The organism is Streptomyces sp. NPDC058964 (genome assembly GCF_042741275.1).
Lineage (GTDB): Bacteria > Actinomycetota > Actinomycetes > Streptomycetales > Streptomycetaceae > Streptomyces.
On sequence record NZ_JBHYKH010000749.1, the window covers coordinates 1 to 3,230 of the forward strand.

Sequence of the window (3,230 nt, forward strand, 5' to 3'; positions counted from 1 at the left end):
GCCCCCCGCCTGGGGGAGTGCGATGAACGCAGACCCGACCGAGGACCGCACCGTGCGATACGCCGACGAAATCACACTCGCCGACGGAATGGCCATCGAGCAATTCATCAATGCTCGACTGGAGCCCCACGTTGAGGAGGCCGAAGGAAATCAGGACAAGTGGGCTACGGCCTACGGCCTTGCGTGCCTCGTGACCGATATCAGAATGTTTCTCGAGATCGAACTGAACCTGCGCGCCAAGAACCCGGAATCGTTGGTTCACCGCCGTGGCGTCCGGCGTGAGTGGAACCGCCTGGCGGACCTGGCGAGCGGCTGGAAAGGACTTCACGACGATTTCGACCACGACCGCTGGCGGCGCACGCCTTTCCTCGACGCCGAGGAGGAGGCCGCCTGGGAGGCGAATCGCGCGCGGATCATCGAGCGGGCCGGACGGTCCGAAGACGACCCGACCCCGGGCGAGGAAGCCTGATCGACGGCTTTGCCGGCCGGCTTGGTCAGCGGCATCGCCCGGAGCGACGACCACGCGGACGCGGCCTGGCAACGAGAACTCGCGGCCCCTCTCCACGGGACCGCGTGGACTCGTGCCCTATATGTCTGCGGCCCCCTCGGCGCAAGCCGTGGGGGCCGGTGCCCCGGCAGTGGTCAAGCGAGCTGCTCCACCCCGCGTCGACGCGTCCACCCCATTCCAGCAACACGTGTCTTTTCAGGGGCAGTTGGACTTGCCTGGGAGACGAGTTGTCAAGTCGATGGCTCAACAATCCCGGGGGGATCTGTGCCGTTCATTCGTCGTGCCGTCGTGCCGTCGCGGCCGCTGCCGCCGCCGCCCCTGTCGTGATCGTGGTGACTTCGGCGGACTTCGCGCCGGCCAAGGACGCGCAGCAGTCGTACATCGCCGAGGACGGCACGAACCAGGGGCGTGTGAGCGCGAACGGCCGGGTGCGTCTTCGTGTGCGAAGCAACTCGACCGGCCTGGCGCCGTCCTGTACGTGCACCCGGCCGGGGAAGGCGTGGCCGGCCCGCTGGATTCAGGGGCAGCGCCTGCCGAGTGGGAGGCGGACGACGGCGAGAGCCATTCGTTCCCTCCGTCCCACGGGAATTCGGTAAGACCTCAATAGATTTGTGCAGCGTAAAACTATGATGACGGCCTGTGGTGCAGCTCGTGGGACGGACCGCATGGTCACATACCACGGCGAAATGACTCCACGGGTTCCGCGCATTGCCTATGGCGATGGTCACGTTGTTCCCGGATCTGATGCCCTTTAGGGTTTCGTTCGACCACTTATTTTTGCTTTACGTCTGTGTGTGCTGGGGGCTACAGATGTTATTCCGTCATGCCGTCACTCCTGCCTGGAGAGGAATTCGGGTGACTCCTCGTGCACGCAGGATGTTCCCCGTCGCGGGGGCTGCCGCATCCTGGCGCCGACGGGTACGCCGATGCTTGCCTCCGCCGACCCGCAGCCGACCGGGGGGCCCAGGGGGGCCACACCGCCGTCCACCGCGGAGGACTTCGCGTATCCGAACGCGGATCAGATCCGGCGGGATCAGGGCATCAAGCTGATCAAGGGCGACGGGCACATCACCTCCGCCAGGTGTGACGACTCGGCCCAACAGATCAAGGTCCTCACGATGCAGGGCCAGACCGGCAGCCCCCAGGGAGACTGCTGTTTCAAGGCCGGCACGAAAGGCGGCTGCCTCACCCTCGAACTCCCGCGCGTCTTCGCCCTGGAGAGCGCCGGCCACCCGATCAGCGCGGATCGGAGACCACAGGCCGACCCCCGCCACGCCGGTGAAGTCCGTGACCGTGGACAAGAACGGGCACCGGAGCGTGGGCGAGGGCGCCGCGGGTGGCGCGCCGACCGACCTGCTGGAGTTGCGGGTCACCGGCTGACCGGCCCGGTCTGCGCTCCCTGACCGAACTCGCGCCACAGCAAGGAACGTTCATGCCTGGTTTTCGTCCGCGCACCGCGTGGACCGGCGGCCTCGGTGCCGCCACGTCATTGGCCGTCGCGGCCCTGACCGCCACCACCGCCGGTGCCATAACCGGCTCCACCGCACCTGACGCGGTCTCAGCTGCAGCCGCCCGGCTCGATGCCGGCGGCCACCACGGCGAAGTCCAACTCGCATCCGCTGGCTGACCCAGCCCCGCACGGCCTTGTCAGGGGTGGCTCCCATCGATCGACGAGCCACCCCGGGCATCGCGCTGCCCAGGAGCCGACGACCAACGGCCCCAGCGATACGGGCAGTGGTACACAACCCCCCAACCCATGGAACGAATCGAGTCCGCAGTGACACATCCACGAGGCCCACGGCGCGTGGCGGCAGGGGCGCAGCACGCGATTCGCGTGCTGTGTCTGGGTCTGCTGCCCGGCGCGCTCGTACTGGGCCTGCTGGGCCCCGCGCCCGCACCGGCCAGAGCCGACGGAACCCACCCGCCCGGGACCGGTATCTCCGGTGCGCTCCCGGACACCGACCGCGCCAAGGTCGTACGCCTGTGGGAGACCGGCGGACCCGGCCTGCGAGCCGCTGCCGAGGTCGCTCTCGTCGGCAGTGACGACGACGTGACGAACTTCCTGTCCCAGGCTTCCGACATTGCAGTCCAGGACGAACGGGTGGCCGTGGCCCAGTTCGCCGGCATCGGCGGCCTCAGCCTTCAGGACGCCGCCCGCAAGGCGCTCGACGGGACGCCGGACGACCTGAAGGCGTTCTTGAAGGACGGCTGGAAGGAACCACTGGAGCAGGACCAGAGAGTTCGCGTCGCGCAGATCGTTGACGCGGGCGGCCCAGAGGTACAGAAGGCGGGACGCGCCGCACTCAACGGCACCGCCGATCAGATCAAGAAGTTCCTCGCCAATGACCAGTACGACGACCGGGAACAGGACGAGCGGGTCGAGGTCGCGCAGATCATCGCGGCCGGCGGCTCGAACGTCCAGTCGGCCGGCCGCATAGCGATCAACGGCACCCCCGCCGACATCCACGAGTTCCTGCAGGTCGGCCAGTATGTGGCCCGCGCCCACGACCAGGAGCACGCCACGATCGCACAGCTCGCCGACCAGGCGACGAAGGCGGGCAAGCTGGCCGGGCAGCAGACCCGGGCCGCCAAGGACGCCTCCGCCCGCGCGGTGACCGCGGCGAAACTCGCCAAGGCAGCCGCGCAGAAGGCCGCCGCCGAGACCGAGGCCGCGCACAAGGCCCCCCAGCACTCGCCCGCGGCCGCGGCCCGCGCGGCGAGC

General features: G+C 68.6%; 3 protein-coding genes. 2 read left to right on the forward strand and 1 reads right to left on the reverse strand.

Annotated features, from left to right (window positions below; all coding sequences use genetic code 11):
• The coding region (locus ACFW2E_RS44130; RefSeq protein ID WP_384477009.1) for a hypothetical protein at positions 1-469 on the forward strand (469 nt) is incomplete at its 5' end.
• Positions 470-779: 310 nt separating this feature from the next.
• Here ACFW2E_RS44130 and ACFW2E_RS44135 read toward each other — a convergent pair.
• Positions 780-992 (reverse strand): hypothetical protein, encoded by a 213-nt coding sequence (locus ACFW2E_RS44135; protein ID WP_384477012.1) that lies wholly within the window; start codon positions 990-992, stop codon positions 780-782.
• Between the two features lie 1,350 nt (positions 993-2,342).
• On the opposite strand from ACFW2E_RS44135, the gene ACFW2E_RS44140 reads away from it, so the two are divergent.
• Positions 2,343-3,230, forward strand: an 888-nt coding sequence (locus ACFW2E_RS44140; protein ID WP_384477015.1) for an ALF repeat-containing protein, incomplete at its 3' end; no start/stop codon positions are given.